17 protein-coding genes are annotated in these 13,325 nt (G+C 62.0%); all 17 read left to right on the forward strand.

Annotation, left to right across the window (positions count from 1 at the left end; translation table 11 throughout):
* The first annotated feature begins 22 nt into the window (after positions 1–22).
* The 17 genes from QMX98_RS10105 to QMX98_RS10185 all read left to right on the forward strand — a co-directional run bounded on the left by QMX98_RS10105 (position 23) and on the right by QMX98_RS10185 (position 13,269).
* Positions 23–1,018, forward strand: a complete 996-nt coding sequence (locus tag QMX98_RS10105) for a major capsid protein (protein WP_282410687.1) — start codon at positions 23–25, stop codon at positions 1,016–1,018.
* Between the two features lie 2 nt (positions 1,019–1,020).
* Positions 1,021–1,341, forward strand: coding sequence for a hypothetical protein (locus QMX98_RS10110; RefSeq protein ID WP_282410688.1), 321 nt, complete (start codon positions 1,021–1,023; stop codon positions 1,339–1,341).
* Positions 1,338–1,997, forward strand: coding sequence for a hypothetical protein (locus tag QMX98_RS10115; protein WP_282410689.1), 660 nt, complete (start codon positions 1,338–1,340; stop codon positions 1,995–1,997). Before QMX98_RS10110 ends, QMX98_RS10115 begins: the two co-directional genes overlap by 4 nt.
* Positions 1,997–2,512: a hypothetical protein gene (locus QMX98_RS10120; RefSeq protein ID WP_282410690.1), complete on the forward strand. Its 516-nt coding sequence runs from the start codon at positions 1,997–1,999 to the stop codon at positions 2,510–2,512. The genes QMX98_RS10115 and QMX98_RS10120 overlap by 1 nt, the downstream gene beginning before the upstream one ends.
* A 29-nt stretch (positions 2,513–2,541) precedes the next feature.
* Complete coding sequence (locus QMX98_RS10125; protein WP_282410712.1) at positions 2,542–3,075, forward strand: phage baseplate assembly protein V; 534 nt, start codon at positions 2,542–2,544, stop codon at positions 3,073–3,075.
* Between the two features lie 54 nt (positions 3,076–3,129).
* Entirely contained in the window at positions 3,130–3,390 is a 261-nt protein-coding gene (locus QMX98_RS10130; protein ID WP_282410691.1) for a hypothetical protein, read from the forward strand.
* Positions 3,391–3,395: 5 nt separating this feature from the next.
* The gene (locus QMX98_RS10135; protein WP_083376233.1) at positions 3,396–3,722 is read left to right on the forward strand and encodes a GPW/gp25 family protein; all 327 of its coding nucleotides are present in this window, start codon (positions 3,396–3,398) and stop codon (positions 3,720–3,722) included.
* Positions 3,719–4,606, forward strand: a complete 888-nt coding sequence (locus QMX98_RS10140; protein ID WP_282410692.1) for a baseplate J/gp47 family protein — start codon at positions 3,719–3,721, stop codon at positions 4,604–4,606. The genes QMX98_RS10135 and QMX98_RS10140 overlap by 4 nt, the downstream gene beginning before the upstream one ends.
* On the forward strand, positions 4,603–5,211 hold the full coding sequence (locus tag QMX98_RS10145) for a phage tail protein I (RefSeq protein WP_282410693.1): 609 nt from the start codon (positions 4,603–4,605) through the stop codon (positions 5,209–5,211). Before QMX98_RS10140 ends, QMX98_RS10145 begins: the two co-directional genes overlap by 4 nt.
* Entirely contained in the window at positions 5,204–6,754 is a 1,551-nt protein-coding gene (locus QMX98_RS10150; RefSeq protein WP_282410694.1) for a phage tail protein, read from the forward strand. The genes QMX98_RS10145 and QMX98_RS10150 overlap by 8 nt, the downstream gene beginning before the upstream one ends.
* Complete coding sequence (locus tag QMX98_RS10155; protein WP_282410695.1) at positions 6,751–7,182, forward strand: phage tail protein; 432 nt, start codon at positions 6,751–6,753, stop codon at positions 7,180–7,182. The genes QMX98_RS10150 and QMX98_RS10155 overlap by 4 nt, the downstream gene beginning before the upstream one ends.
* A gap of 102 nt (positions 7,183–7,284) precedes the next feature.
* Positions 7,285–8,457: a phage tail sheath family protein gene (locus QMX98_RS10160; protein ID WP_282410696.1), complete on the forward strand. Its 1,173-nt coding sequence runs from the start codon at positions 7,285–7,287 to the stop codon at positions 8,455–8,457.
* 12 nt (positions 8,458–8,469) lie between these two features.
* On the forward strand, positions 8,470–8,973 hold the full coding sequence (locus tag QMX98_RS10165) for a phage major tail tube protein (RefSeq protein ID WP_282410697.1): 504 nt from the start codon (positions 8,470–8,472) through the stop codon (positions 8,971–8,973).
* Positions 8,974–8,986: 13 nt separating this feature from the next.
* Positions 8,987–9,307 (forward strand): phage tail assembly protein, encoded by a 321-nt coding sequence (locus QMX98_RS10170; protein ID WP_282410698.1) that lies wholly within the window; start codon positions 8,987–8,989, stop codon positions 9,305–9,307.
* A 148-nt stretch (positions 9,308–9,455) separates the two neighbouring features.
* The gene (locus QMX98_RS10175; protein WP_282410699.1) at positions 9,456–12,215 is read left to right on the forward strand and encodes a phage tail tape measure protein; all 2,760 of its coding nucleotides are present in this window, start codon (positions 9,456–9,458) and stop codon (positions 12,213–12,215) included.
* A 12-nt stretch (positions 12,216–12,227) separates the two neighbouring features.
* On the forward strand, positions 12,228–13,088 hold the full coding sequence (locus tag QMX98_RS10180; protein WP_282410700.1) for a phage tail protein: 861 nt from the start codon (positions 12,228–12,230) through the stop codon (positions 13,086–13,088).
* Positions 13,063–13,269 carry a tail protein X gene (locus QMX98_RS10185; RefSeq protein WP_282410701.1) on the forward strand — a complete coding sequence of 69 codons (207 nt, stop codon included), beginning with the start codon at positions 13,063–13,065 and terminating at the stop codon, positions 13,267–13,269. The genes QMX98_RS10180 and QMX98_RS10185 overlap by 26 nt, the downstream gene beginning before the upstream one ends.
* The last annotated feature ends 56 nt before the right edge of the window (positions 13,270–13,325 follow it).

Consider the following 13,325-nt stretch of genomic DNA (forward strand, 5'->3'; position numbering starts at 1 on the left):
TTTTCATTTCTGGAGAGTACCCATGGCCGAGATCGCCATTTTTGACGACGAAGCGTTTACCGTCACTGCGTTGACTGCTGCACTCAACGATCAACCCTACCTGCCGGGCCGCATCAGCGCCCTGGGCCTGTTCCGCGAGGAAGGCATCACCACCCTGACCGTTCAGATCGAAAAGGACGGCGATACCCTGGCCCTGGTGCCTGCCGGTGAACGGGGCGGCTCTGGTCTGGTGGTCGCGGCGAGCAAGCGCAACCTGATCCCGTTCAACACCGTGCACCTGCCGGAGCGCTTCACCATCAAGGCCGACGAGATCCAAGGCATTCGCGCCTTCGGTACCCGCACCGAGTTGCAGGCGGTGCAGGATGTGGTCAATACCCGTCTGGCCAAAGCGCGTCGTCAGTTGGACGCGACCCATGAGTTCCAGCGCATGGGCGCGCTCAATGGCCTGATCCTTGATGCTGATGGTTCGACGGTGCTGCTGGACCTGTATGACCGCTTCGGTGTGCAGCGTCAGAAGCTGCCCATGGGCTTGGCGGACCCAAGCACTGAGTTGCGGGTTAAATGCGGTGAAGCGCTGGATATGCAAGAAGACGCGCTCGGCAGTGTGACCAGTACCGGCTCTCGCGCCTTCTGCGGCAAGAACTTCTGGAACAAGCTGATTGTTCACAAGTCGGTGAAGGAAACTTACCTCAACAGCCAGCAGGCGGCGGCCTTGCGTGGTGACGCCCGGGAGAGCTTCGAGTTTGGCGGCATTATCTGGGAGCGCTACCGTGGCAAGGTGGCGGGTGTTTCTTTCGTCCACGACGACAAGGCGTTGTTGGTCCCTGAGGGTGTGCCTGATTTGTACATCTCGGTGTTTGCTCCGGCGGACTACATGGAGACGGTCAACACTCAGGGAATCCCTTACTACAGCATGATCGAGCCGCTGCCGTTCAATAAAGGCATGGCCGGTGAAGCCCAGTCCAACCCGTTGCACCTGTGCACTCGACCGCGTGCACAGATCCTCCTGGAACTCTGACCGTGGGCTTTCGCGATCTGATCGCCGAGGTCGACGCGGTGGTGTTCGAAACGCTGGGCGACACCGCACGGATTGAGGGTCGCGAGGAGCCGGTGTTCGGTATGTTTGCCGCGCCCTGGTTGCAGCCGAAGTTCGGCAAGCTCAACACCGGGTTACGCGAGCCGCGTTTCGAGATCCGCGTTAGCGATTCGCAGGGCCTGGTGCAGGGCCTGTTGGTCAGTATCGATTTGCCCGCCTTGGATGGCGGCGGTGATTACGACCTGCTGCAGCTGGAACCGAGCGGCGACGGCCTGGTAGCCCTGATCCTGAGGATGCGCCCATGAGTGTCGGTAGCCATTTCAAACCCTCGGCCGGCGGCGGGATGATTTCTATCCAGTCCTCGGCCACGGACCTTCAGGCGTTTCAGGACTTTGCCAAGTTGGTACCCAAGGCGGCGGCAACGGCGCACCGACGTGCGATCAACAAGACGTTGGGTTGGTTGCGCACGCATATCGCCCGGGCCGTCAGCCGGCAGGAGCGCATCGCTGTTGCGGCGGTGCGTCAACGGTTGCGCAGCTACCCGGTTTCCGGCGGGGCTTCCAGCGGCAAGCTGTGGTTTGGTCTAAACGCCATCGAGTCCAGCCGGATCGGCCGGGCGCGGCAGACCGGCAGCGGTGTGTCGGTAGCCGGGCGGCGGTACCAGGGCGCGTTCCTCAAGAAGGTCTACGGCAACAAGCCCGACATCTGGATTCGCACGGCGAGCAAGCACTTCAACGCGGACGACTACCCCGACAGCACGGTGTCACCGGGTCGCGGGCCGAGTTCGGGGTGGGTGGCGGAAAATGGCAGTCGCTTTCCGTTGGCCAAGGCCAAAGTGTCTCTGGAGCAAGCCCGACCGCACTTTGAAAGCTGGGTACAAAAGGCCGATGAACGCTTGCTGGAGATCCTGAAACAGGAGCTCAACTTTGAGCTACAGAAGTACCTCAAGAGGAATGCTTAATGTCCGACCAACCTTTTAGCCTGGACCAGCTTTACCAGGCGGTCGAGCAACACCTGACGACCCATCTGCCGGGGGTTCAGACCGTGAGTGCCTGGCCGAACATCCAAGACCGCATCGCATTACCGGCGGTGTTTCTGGAGCTGGCCGAGATTGAACCGGGCACCGACATCGGCACGGGCGAAACCACGTTGGTCTGCAAGTTCGAGGCGCGCATCATCGTTGACCCGATCCAGCCGCTTCATCAGCAGCAGGCCGTGCAGCTGGCCACTCAGCTCGCCGTCCTACTGCGGGCACAGACCTGGGGGCTGGAGGTCGAGCCGGCCGAGTTCGTTCAGGCTCTGCAGGACTGGACCCAGCCGGCGTTGGATGGCTACACCGTCTGGCTGGTGGAATGGACGCAGCAGGTGTACGTCGGCCCCGAGGAGTGGCCTTGGCCTGATCAACCCCCGGGCTCGCTGTTGTTCGGATTTAACAACGATGTCAAAGAGGACTTTGTGCCAGCGGAGGACATGTGAGCGGCTACGCAAGCGCCCAGCACGATCGCATGCTCGCCGGGGTGGTGAAGGCTTGTTATGTGGTGGCGGTCGACCTGACCGCCTCCCCGCCGGTGTGCCGCGTTTCGGATGGCGAATGGGTCAGCGCGTGGGTGCGCTGGCACAGTATCGCTGCCGGTAAGGCCAGGCACTGGCGGGCGCCGTCCATGTTGGAGCAGGGGACGTTGGTCAGTGCCAGCGGTGACGTGGCACAAGGCACGTTTATCCCAGGCTTGTATGGCAATGCCGGCGCACCACCGGATAACCGAGATCATGTGGAAGTCTGGCGCTTTGATGATGGTGGTTCGCTGATCTACGACTGGCAGGCCAAGAGCTACAGCATCACCCTGCCCAGCGGTACGGTGACGATCAAAGTCGCCAGCACGGAGGCGGTTATAACGGACAGCGCCGTGAACGTGACCACCGGCAACATCAACCTAAAGGCGGCGGTGACCATCGACGGTGCGTTACACGTCACGAAGGGCATCACCAGTGCCGGCGCGATCATCGACGCTGGCGGCAACAGCAACCATCACACGCATTAATTTCAACTTACGACAGCCCGCCCAGTGCGGGTTTTTTCATGCCTGGAGAAACACATGGCCAAGATCGTCGACGCACTTGTTTCCGATGAACAAGTGTCCGCATCACCGATGCGGGAACCGCTATTGCTTACTGCATCGGCGACATCGGAGCTGCTCAAGTTCCGCGACAAAGTCTATACGTCGCGGCTGCTGATCGTCCCCGACACCGACCGTACCTTGCCGGTGAACAAAGGGGTGGTAGAAGTGCTGGCGTCCGATACCGACGCCGTCAAGTTCCTGAAAGCCAACGAAGAATTCGAGCCGCTGAAGGAGTGATTTAGATGATCGGAATGGATCGCCACACCGGCCAACCCATTTCCGGCATCGCGCATCTGCGCCAGTGCATTGCCGACATCCTGGGCACGCGGGTGGGCAGTCGCCGGCACCGGCCGGAATACGGCAGCAATGTCCCCTTGTACGTCGACATGCCGGTTAACGAAGGCTGGAAAAGCTCGGTGCAAGCCGAGGCGGTCCGGGCGATTAGCCGCTGGGAGCCGCGCGTCAAGCTGGAGCGCGTCCGCGCACTCTCGGTGCTGGGCGGGCAAATCAATCTGAGCATTGCCGGCGAATACCTCGGCGACCGTTTTCTGTTTGAGGTGAGCGTATGAGCATCGTGGATCTGTCGGCGCTGCCGGCGCCGGACGTGCTGGAGCCGTTGGACTTCGAAGACACCTATGACGAAGCCCTGGGCACGTTTCGCGGCTACATGGGCGACAACTGGAGCGCGCCGATTGAGAGCGAGCCGGTGGTTAAGGTGCTGGAGGTGGGGGCCTATATGAAGGTCACTAACCGTGCCCGGGTTAACGATGGCTGCAAGGCGCTGCTGTTGGCCCATGCGATCGGCCCTGACCTTGATCACCTGGGCGCCAATTACAACCTCGATCGCCTGGTGATTCAGGCCGAGGATCTGTCGGCGGTGCCGCCGGTGCCTGAGGTCAAGGAGCAGGACGACCCGTTTCGCGAGCGCATCCAGTTGGCCTTTGAGGGGCTGACCACGGCCGGTCCGCGCGCAAGCTACATCCTGCATGCCCGTAACGCCTCGGGGTTGGTGATGGACGCCACGGCGGAAAGCCCGGCGCCGTGTTACGTCACCGTCACGGTGTTGAGTTCCGAAGGCAAGGGGGAGGCCAGTGCCGAGCTGCTGGCCACGGTCAAGGCGGCGTTGAATGACGAAGACGTGCGGCCGGTGTGCGATCGGGTGACGGTGCAGAGTGCGCAGATTATTGATTATCGCATTGACGCCATTTTGCACATGGCCGGCGTGGGGCCTGAAGGGGATGCCAGTTTGGCCGAAGCCAACCGACGCTTGGCGGCGTGGATCAATCCGCGCAAGCGCTTGGGGGTCGAGGTGGCGCGCTCGGCGGTCGACGCGCAATTGCACGTTGCCGGCGTGGCCCGGGTTGAGCTGGTCGGCTGGTCGGATCTGGCGCCGACCAAGGCGCAGGCGGCGTATTGCGTGGACTATGACGTGAAGCTGGCGGGGGCATCATGAAAAGCCTGCTGCCGAGCAATAGCACGCAACTGGAGCGCGCCCTGGAGGCGGCGTTTTATGAGCGAACCATTGTCCCGTTGCGCACCCTGTACAACGCCGATACCTGCCCGGTGCATCTGCTGCCGCATTTGGCGTGGGCGTGGTCGGTCGATCGCTGGGATCCCGGGTGGACCGAGGCGACCAAGCGCGCGGCCATCAAGGCGTCTTATTACATCCATGCCCACAAGGGGACCATCGGCGCGTTGCGCCGGGTGGTCGAGCCCTTGGGTTACCTGATTGAAATCGTCGAGTGGTTTAACGCGGTGCCGGAAGGCCCGCCGGGCACCTTTGCGCTGAAGGTCGGCGTGCTGGACACCGGGATCACCGAGGAAATGTATCAGGAGCTGGAACGCCTGATCGACGACGCGAAACCCGTCACGCGGCACCTGACCGGGTTGGCGATCAGCCTGGAAACCCAAGGCGTTTTAGACATCAGTGTCGCCGTGTATGACGGCGACGAAATCGACGTATATCCGCCGGTCATGCGTGACATCGAGGTCACCGGAACCGTCGGCGTAGTCGGCCGCGAACACTCCATAGACACCCTGGACGTTTATTATGATTGATGCGAATTCGCAGTTTTTTGCGATCCTCACGAACGTGGGGATGGCCAAGCAGGCGAACGCCGACGCACTCGGCATTCCCTGGAAGCTTACGGAAATGGGCGTGGGTGATGCCAACCTGACCGACCCGATTCCGAGCGCAACGCAAACCCAACTGATCCGCGAATGGCGCCGCCGTCCGCTCAATCAGCTCAAGATTGATCCGGTCAACCCGGCGGTGATCATTGCCGAGCAAGTCATTCCGGCCGATGAGGGTGGTTTCTGGATTCGCGAAATCGGGCTGTATGACGCGGACGGCGATCTGGTGGCGGTGGCCAACTGCGCGCCGAGCTTCAAGCCGGTGCTGTCGCAAGGTTCCGGCCGCACGCAAGTGGTGCGGATGAATTTCATCGTATCCAGCACCGGCAACATCACGCTCAAGATTGACCCGGCGGTGGTGCTGGCGACCCGCGAATATGTCGATACGCGGATCATGGAAGAGCTGTACAAGCTCGACAGCAAGCAGTCGGTGCGGGTGGCCACCACGGCCAACATCGCACTAGCGGGTCTTCAGGTTATCGACGGTGTCACGTTGTTGGCAGGCGACCGGGTGTTGGTGAAAAACCAGACCGTGGCCAAGGACAACGGCATTTACATTGCCGGCGCGCCTGCTTGGGTGCGCGCGCTGGATGCCGACACCAATGCCGAAGTGACCTCGGCGCTGCTGGTATCGGTCGAGCAGGGCACCACGCAGGCCGACACCCGTTGGCAGTTGATCACTGATGGGGTGATTGTCCTGGGCACTACGGCCCTGACGTTCCAGAACGTGACTCAAGGGTTTGCGCCGATCAACTCCCCGGCCTTGCTGGGCACCCCAACGGCCCCCACGGCTATCCAGTTCGACAGCAGCAAGTTGCTGGCGACTACCGAATTTGTACGGCGCGCACAGGGTAACTTTGCTGCCCAGACAAGCCTCACCTTGCCCGCGACAATAACTCCCGAGATGGCGGGTACCAGGATTGTGCTTAGCGGGACGGGGACACTAACGTTGCCAGCGTTTTCGTCGTGTCCTGTCGGTTCAAAGTTTTACATCCACAGCACATCACCTGCTGATGTAACGGCAGTTCGTCAAGGCGCTGACGTTATCGTGGCGTTCTCAAAGACGCTTACAAGCTTCACTATTCAGACGGTATCCAACGCGGTGCTCGCAACTGGGAACGCCCAGTTTGTCCTTGAGGAAGGACTTTCCATACTCAAGTACTCCAATGAGTTTGCCTCATCGTTACCTGGGCCTAATTGCTATCAAAGGCTGACTGGCGGTGACATCGAGCAATGGGGGGTCTATTTGGCTGCGCCATCTGGGGCGGATGTGGTGGTTACGCTGCCGGTGGCGATGCTAGCGGCGCCGACCCATATCGAGCTGACATTTGCCGATTTTTACAACTCCATCGCCGTCGGCCAAGCTCCAGTCTTACAGGCAAGAAACAGCACGTTGGGGACCATCACTGTGCGCAACTTGTACGGATCGGCGGCGTCTTTCTTTTGGAGAGTGAGGGGTAGAGCATGACTGTTTTCTATAGCCCAGGAACTGGCTACTTTTACGATGACCGGGTTTCTACGTTCATTCCTGAGGACGCCCATGAGTTCGCAGCAGAAGAGCGGGATGCGCTTCTTGCACAAGTCAGTAACGGCAGACGTTTGGTCTGTGGGCCGGACGGATTACCGGTGCTGATGGATGCCTTTGCGCAGTCGCCGGATGAGCTGGCCGAAATCGAGCGTTATTGGCGGTCGGTGCAGTTGACGACAACTGACGGGATAGTGACTCGTCACCGTGACGAGGTGGAGGAAGGTTCGCCAACCACGCTAACCCTTGAGCAATACGCAGAGTTGCAGGCGTACCGCCGGTTATTGCGCAACTGGCCAGAAGCTGGCGAATTTCCCCTGAGTGAGCACCGACCCTCAGTGCCAGAATGGCTTTCAACGCTGCCGCAATAAACGCCCCGCACTGACGGGGCGTTTTCTTTTCCGTTACGCGTAACACGAACACCCTGAACAGCCTCGCTTATGCGGGGTTTTTTCGTTTCTGGAGATTGATAAATGGCTACTGGATTTTTCCACGGCGTCACCACCACGCTGATCGACACCGGTGCGCGCACCATCTCGCTGCCGTCGTCGTCGATCATTGGTCTGTGCGGCACCTTCACCCCGGGACTGCTGGGCGGCGGCAAGGCCCTGGCCGGCGAGCTGGTGTTGCTCACGTCCGAACGCGAAGCCATTGCCGCGTTCGGCCCTGACTCGGCAATCACCAAGGCCGCCCAGGCGATCTACGTGCGCGCCAAGGCGGTGATCGTCGCCATCGGCGTGCCTAAGCTCGCTGACGAGGCGTTGCAAACGTCCGCCATCATTGGTGGCGTTCTGGCCGATGGCCAGCGTACCGGCCTGCAAGCGCTGCTGGACGGCAAGAGCAAGCACAACGCCCAGCCCAAGCTGCTGATCGCCCCGGGACATTCCTCGACGCAAGCGGTGGCCACGGCCATGGATGCGCTGGCCGGCAAGTTGCGCGCGATCGCGATTATCGACGGCCCGAACACCACCGATGAGGCGGCCATGGCCTACGCCCTGGAGTTCGGCAGCAAGCGTCTGTATCTGGTCGACCCCGGCGTCAAGTATTGGGACACCGTCACCAGTGCCGCGGTCGACGCGCCGGGTTCGGCGTGGGTGGCGGGTCTGTTCGCCTGGACCGATGCCAATTACGGCTACTGGGCGTCGCCGTCGAACAAAGAGTTTGTCGGCATCACCGGCACCACGCGCCCGATCGAGTACTTGGACGGTGACGAAACCTGCCGGGCGAACCTGCTGAATAACGCGAACATCGCCACGATTTTGCGTGACGGCGGTTATCGCCTGTGGGGCAACCGCACGCTGTCCAGCGATCCGAAATGGGCGTTCGTCACCCGGGTGCGCACCTGCGACATCCTCATGGATGCGATCCAGGCCGGGCACAAATGGGCGGTCGATCGCTCGATCACCAAGACCTACGTGCAGGACGTGACCGAAGGCCTTCAGGCATTCATGCGCGACCAGAAGAACGCCGGCGCGGTGATCAACTTCGAAGTCTATGCGGACAAGGAGATGAACACGGCCAGCCAAATCGAGCAGGGCAAAATTTACTGGCGCATCCGCTTCACCGACGTGCCGCCGGCAGAAAACCCGAATTTCCTCATTGAAGTCACCAACGAATGGCTGACCGAAGTTCTTGAAACCGCCTAAGGGGGCCGCTCAATGATTCCTCAAGTTCTCTCCAACATGAACGCGTTTGTCGACGGTGTGAGTTTCGCCGGCGACGTGCCCACCCTGTCGCTGCCCAAGCTGACGCAAAAGACCGACGACTATCAGGGGGGCGGCATGTCTGCCCCGATCGAAATGGGCATGGGCCTGGAAAAGCTGGAAGCGGCGTTCACCACCAACGGCGTGCGCCGTGAATCGCTGAAGTACTTCGGGCTGGCCGATCAGACCGCTTGCACCATCGTGTTTCGAGGCGCCTTCAAGGGCCTCAGGGGTGCGATCACGCCGGTAGTGGTCACCCTGCGCGGCGGTATCAAAGAGGTCGACATGGGCGACTGGAAGCCGGGCGACAAGGCGGAAATCAAGCATGCGATCAAGGGCATTTATTACAAGCTCGAAATCGACGGTCGCGTGATGTACGAAATCGACCCACTCAACATGATTCAGGTGGTCGACGGTGTCGATCAACTGGCGGCAGAACGTTCGGCCCTCGGCCTCTAAGGACTCAAAGAACATGACTCAAGCAACCCAAGACACCACCGCGCCGTCCTTGCCGAAGTGGCTGAAGCTGAGCGATGAGGGTGTGACCGTAACGCTCAAATATCCAACCCTGATCAGCAATGTGTTGACCGACGTGGTGACCATGCGCGCGCCCAGCGTCAAGGACTGGCGCGCGTCCAAGGTCGCCGGCAACGGTGACTATGAAAAACAGGAACTGTCGTTGTTTGGCAGCATGACCGGACTGACCGAAGCGGACCTGCTGACCTTGAAATACAAGGACTACAACCGTCTTTCGGCGGGCTATTTTCGCCTGGTCGAAGAAGACGACGTTTAACACCGTCACGCTCCAGGGCACGGCTCAACGCTTGGCCAAAGAGACTGGGTTCTCGGCGGCCGAGATTGAGTCGCTGCCCTTCGATCAGATGCTGTGGTGGCTCACGGATTGAGCCGCCTTTGAACTCCCCGACGTATAGGGCACGCACATGGCGAACAAACTCGCGCTCGGTCTGGTCATTGGCGGGGCGGTCAGCTCCACGGTGGGCTCGGCGTTCAAGGACGTCACCAGTCGCATCAAGCGCCTGGAGACGGAAGGCAAAAAAGCCCGGGTGCTGGAAAAGACCATTGGCGACACCATGCGCCTGCGCGACGAATGGCGCCGGGCGCACATGGCGGGCGAGAAGGGTGCCTCGGCGTTGCAAAAGCAACTCGAAAGCAACCTGAACAGCCTGAAGAAAGAAGGCGTGGAAGTGCGCAATCTGACCAAGGCCTATGCGGCCATGGGGCAGGCGGCGAACAAGGCCGAGCTAAAGGCCAAAGGTCACCAGCAACTCGACGAAGGCAAGCAGAAACTCAAAAGCAGTGTCGGCCAAGCGGTGGCCGCCACGGCGGCGATGGCCATTCCGACCAAGGTCAGCGCGGACTATGGCGCGATCATCCGTGACATCGCGATCAAGTCGAACATTGCCAACAAACCCGAAGAAGCGCAGCTGTCGAAAAAGATCGTCGACACGTCGCGCGATACGGGCATGGCACGCAATCAGGTGGCCGAGGTGGTCAACGCCCTGGTGGGCGCCGGTATGGAGCTGGACAAGGCCCTGCAATACGCCCCGACCGCCGCCAAGTTCGCCGTGGGGCAGGGATCCGACGGCGGCGAAACGGCGCGCATGATCAACGCCCTGGGGCAGAACGCCAAGATCACCGACCCGGCCATGATGCAAAAGGCCCTGGAGGCGATCGCCTACCAAGGGCAGGCGGGCAGTTTTGAGGCGGCCGACATGGCGCGTTGGTTCCCCGAGTTGCTGGCGGGGATGGGCAAGCTGGGCATCACCGGCATGGACTCGGTGTCGCAACTGGGCGCCATGCTTCAGGTGCAAATGAAGACTGCCGGCGGCTCCGATGAGGCGGCCAACAACCTCAAAAACTGGATGGAAAAGATCGGCTCGGGGGATACGGTAAAGGCCTACAAAGACGTGGGCATTGACTATCAGGCGTCGATGAATACCGGGCTGCAGAATGGTAAATCCACTCTGGAATCCAGCTTTGAACTGGCGCAAAAGTACATCGCCGCGACCGATCCGAAGAAGGCCGCCGCCATGGCCGAAGCCACGGCCAAGATCAGCAAGGAGGCCGACCCGGAAAAGGCCAAGGCCATGATCGCGTCCCTGGAGCAAGCCTTGCGCACCGGTGATCTGTTCGCCGACATGCAGGTCAAGGGCGCCTTGACGGCGTTCATGCAAAACAAGGAGCTGTACGCCAGTCTGAAAAAGGACTCGGCCAACGCCACCGGGATCTTGGACAAGAACCTGGAGGAACGCCGGCAATCGTCGGCGCAGAAGTGGGCGGAAATGGCCCAGGGCGCGGACGACGCCATGCGCGCGATCGGCGACGCGTTTCGCCCGGTCACCGATGCCGTGGCGGACGGGCTGACCTACGTCACCCAAGGCCTGAGCAAACTGTCTGACGAATCGCCCAAGCTGGTGACCGGGATCGGCGCGGCCGTGGCGGCGGTGATCGCCTTTCAGAGCGCCATGAGTACCTTCAAGATCGCCAAGGGCTTGCTCAACATCGGGCGCGGTTCGCTGATGGGTAACCCGAACATCCCGCAAAAAGTCATTGTGGTGGGCGGTGGCGGTGGCGGTGGCGGCGGGGGTGGTGGTCTGGATGCCGGCGATCTGGACGACGACGGCAAGCGCGACAAGAAGGGCAGGAAGGGCCGCCGGGGTGGTAAAGGCGGCAAGTTGGGCGGTGTCGCCTCGACCGCCGCAAACACGGCCAAGGCGGCCAGCACGGCCGGCGCTGCCGGTTCGGTCGGGCGGGCGGTGAGTGGCGTCGGTCGAACCGTGGCCTCGGGGGTCAAGGGGCCGGCCATCTTTGCGGTCGTTGAGGCGGGTCTGAAGGCCAAGGACACCTACGACAACGCGGTGACGCAGGACGAAAAGGCCGAAGGCTACGGCGCGGCCGCTGGGGGCTTGGCGGGTACGTTGTCCGGGGCTGCTGCGGGCGCCGCGTTGGGCACCCTGCTATTGCCGGTCATTGGTACGGCGATTGGCGGCCTTGTCGGCGGTGTCCTCGGCAACATGGGCGGCGACGTTTTGGGGGGCTATCTGGGCAAGGCGGCGTTTGGCACGCCCGACGAGCTGAAGCGCCTGCCGGCGGCGGGGCCGCTGATGATGGCCAATGCCGGCAAGGACATCCCGCCGGTGCTGGGCGGGATTGCCCAGTCGTTCGCCCCGGCGACCACCGGGCCGCTGATGCTGGCCAATCCCGGCGCCGGCCCGGGGGCGAGTGTCGCCGCGACGACGGCCGCTGCGCCGATCATGCCGGCCGCGCCGCCGGTGTCGTATGACCCGCGCGACCTCGACTCGAAAGACGCCATGCTGATGCCGCACTTTGCCAACAAGGTGCGCTTTCCGGGCTCTGAGTTGCGTCGACCGAAAGTCATTCGTTCGGGCTTGGAAGATCCGGCGCCGCAACCGGGGCAAGCGGCCAAAGCCATGATGTTGCCGCCGGCCAGCGCGGACGCGGCGGCGGGGGCCTTGGTCAAGCCGATGGCGGCGAAAGCGGAGGCGCCCAAAGTCGAGTCCAATGTGGCGATTCAGGCGCCGTTTTCGCTGACGGTCAACGGCGACGTGAAGGATGGCAATCAGCTTTTTGCGCAGATCAAGCCGCAGCTCGATCAGTACTATCGCGACATGGCCAAGCAGGTGGGAAGCGCTCAGCTCTTTGACGCGCCGCACGTTTAATCGGGAGGGCCTATGTCTGATCAAAACAAGACTGCATTGCAGCAGTTACAGTCGGGAATGAAGTTTCTGGCCACGGCTGGGGAAACCGGCCGGCGCAGCCTGGACGGCATGTTGGGGCCGGTGAATGGGGCGATCGGGGAAATCACCGGCGCGGCGTCCGAGCTGGAGGGCTTGCCCTTCGTCGGGCCGGCGATCGGGGCCAAGCTTCAGCGCGTCATGCGCGGGGTGAATGCGGCTCAGGCCCAGGTTGGAAAAGTGGTGGCCATGTACGGCACGGCCACCCGGGCGCTGTCGCAGATTGATGAGCGTATGGGGGTGCTGAAGGAACAGGCGGGCAAGGCGGCGACGGCGATCAACAAGATCGCCGGCAAGGTCAGTCCGTCGCTGGCCAACATCGTGCCCACGGGGGCCTTTGCCACGGACCAGACGCCGGCGCCGGAGGCGGTGAAGCCGTTTCCGCACCTGCTGATCATCCAGCCGCAAGACCCCAAGGCCCCGCCGTATTTTTTCAATCTCGACACGGCGGCCTTTGATGAGCTGCGCCGCTCGACCGAATTCCGCTGGGCCTCCCAAGAGCGCCTGTCGCGTCGCCCGGCGCAACAAGGTGTCGGCATGGGCGACGAAAAGATCACGCTCAAGGGCGCGATTTTCCCCGGGTTCAAGGGCGGCCTGAAGCAGCTCGACACGCTGCGCGCGCTCGGCGCCCAGCTCAAGCCGCTGACCCTGACCACGGGCTACGGCGACGCGCTCGGCACCTGGTGCCTGAAAAGCGTCGACGAAGAACAAAGCGCGCTGATGCAGGGCGGCATTCCGCGTAAACAAGGGTTCACTCTGGAGTTTGTGCGCTATGGCGACGACATGCAGAACGTCTGACGGGGATCTGCTGGACACCATCTGCCATAACTTCTATGGCCACCTCAGCGGCAGCGTGGAGGCGGTCCTTGATGCCAATCAGGGGCTGGCCGATGAGCCGCAACCGTACCGCGACGGCGTGGTGATCCTGTTGCCGGATCTGGCGGCCCCCGCCCAGGAGCAAGTCACGCTGTGGGACTGACGCCGTCCGGCGCGCCTGCCGGCGAATCAGTTCGTTACGCGTAACGCTCACTCCCA

Source organism: Pseudomonas sp. PS02303 (assembly GCF_029959925.1).
Lineage (GTDB): Bacteria > Pseudomonadota > Gammaproteobacteria > Pseudomonadales > Pseudomonadaceae > Aquipseudomonas > Aquipseudomonas mandelii.

What these genes read in the sequence shown, in the direction of transcription:
- QMX98_RS10105 (WP_282410687.1), top strand. Translation starts at nt 23, where the DNA reads ATGGCCGAGATCGCCATTTTTGACGACGAAGCGTTTACCGTCACTGCG.
- QMX98_RS10115 (WP_282410689.1), top strand. Translation starts at nt 1,338, where the DNA reads ATGAGTGTCGGTAGCCATTTCAAACCCTCGGCCGGCGGCGGGATGATT.
- QMX98_RS10120 (WP_282410690.1), top strand. Translation starts at nt 1,997, where the DNA reads ATGTCCGACCAACCTTTTAGCCTGGACCAGCTTTACCAGGCGGTCGAG.
- QMX98_RS10125 (WP_282410712.1), top strand. Translation starts at nt 2,542, where the DNA reads ATGCTCGCCGGGGTGGTGAAGGCTTGTTATGTGGTGGCGGTCGACCTG.
- QMX98_RS10130 (WP_282410691.1), top strand. Translation starts at nt 3,130, where the DNA reads ATGGCCAAGATCGTCGACGCACTTGTTTCCGATGAACAAGTGTCCGCA.
- QMX98_RS10135 (WP_083376233.1), top strand. Translation starts at nt 3,396, where the DNA reads ATGATCGGAATGGATCGCCACACCGGCCAACCCATTTCCGGCATCGCG.
- QMX98_RS10140 (WP_282410692.1), top strand. Translation starts at nt 3,719, where the DNA reads ATGAGCATCGTGGATCTGTCGGCGCTGCCGGCGCCGGACGTGCTGGAG.
- QMX98_RS10145 (WP_282410693.1), top strand. Translation starts at nt 4,603, where the DNA reads ATGAAAAGCCTGCTGCCGAGCAATAGCACGCAACTGGAGCGCGCCCTG.
- QMX98_RS10150 (WP_282410694.1), top strand. Translation starts at nt 5,204, where the DNA reads ATGATTGATGCGAATTCGCAGTTTTTTGCGATCCTCACGAACGTGGGG.
- QMX98_RS10155 (WP_282410695.1), top strand. Translation starts at nt 6,751, where the DNA reads ATGACTGTTTTCTATAGCCCAGGAACTGGCTACTTTTACGATGACCGG.
- QMX98_RS10160 (WP_282410696.1), top strand. Translation starts at nt 7,285, where the DNA reads ATGGCTACTGGATTTTTCCACGGCGTCACCACCACGCTGATCGACACC.
- QMX98_RS10165 (WP_282410697.1), top strand. Translation starts at nt 8,470, where the DNA reads ATGATTCCTCAAGTTCTCTCCAACATGAACGCGTTTGTCGACGGTGTG.
- QMX98_RS10170 (WP_282410698.1), top strand. Translation starts at nt 8,987, where the DNA reads ATGACTCAAGCAACCCAAGACACCACCGCGCCGTCCTTGCCGAAGTGG.
- QMX98_RS10175 (WP_282410699.1), top strand. Translation starts at nt 9,456, where the DNA reads ATGGCGAACAAACTCGCGCTCGGTCTGGTCATTGGCGGGGCGGTCAGC.
- QMX98_RS10180 (WP_282410700.1), top strand. Translation starts at nt 12,228, where the DNA reads ATGTCTGATCAAAACAAGACTGCATTGCAGCAGTTACAGTCGGGAATG.
- QMX98_RS10185 (WP_282410701.1), top strand. Translation starts at nt 13,063, where the DNA reads ATGGCGACGACATGCAGAACGTCTGACGGGGATCTGCTGGACACCATC.